The organism is Campylobacter sp. 2018MI13 (assembly GCF_018501135.1).
In the GTDB taxonomy this organism is placed as follows: Bacteria; Campylobacterota; Campylobacteria; order Campylobacterales; family Campylobacteraceae; genus Campylobacter_E.
Genome location: NZ_JAHCZC010000285.1, coordinates 1 through 397, shown reverse-complemented (window position 1 = coordinate 397; position 397 = coordinate 1). Strand labels below are relative to the sequence as shown.

1 protein-coding gene is annotated in these 397 nt (G+C 38.0%); it reads right to left on the bottom strand.

Annotated elements, in window-relative coordinates; genetic code table 11:
- Positions 1-125 precede the first annotated feature (125 nt).
- On the bottom strand, positions 126-397 hold a 272-nt coding region (locus KJQ99_RS10055; RefSeq protein ID WP_214150763.1), incomplete at its 5' end, for a histidine phosphatase family protein.

Here is a 397-nt window from a genome sequence, read left to right as displayed (position 1 = left end):
GCATAATATCTTTGCGGATCATATGGATTTTCATCAACCTTTTCGATTAATTTCTCAATCTTTACTTTGGTCTTTTCTTCCAATCGATCTCGCTTATTTTTTTCCTTATCCAAATAATCACCGCCTCAGACAACATCCGTTGGATCAATATCGCGTTTCAAATAATCATTCTTATTCCATTCGATGCATTTGAATGTCTGACCATTATCGGTCGTTTCAAGAATTGAAGTACTTGTAATCTCAAGGCCGCCGTTATCTCTTGTTTTTGAAAGCGGAATTCCCCACAAATGTCTTATTTCAGCACACAAAGCCGCCCCTTGACTTACGAGCAGAATATTTTCCTGTGGATATCTTTCACAGATGGCCGTTATTTTTGGAGTCATTCGTTCAATCTCGT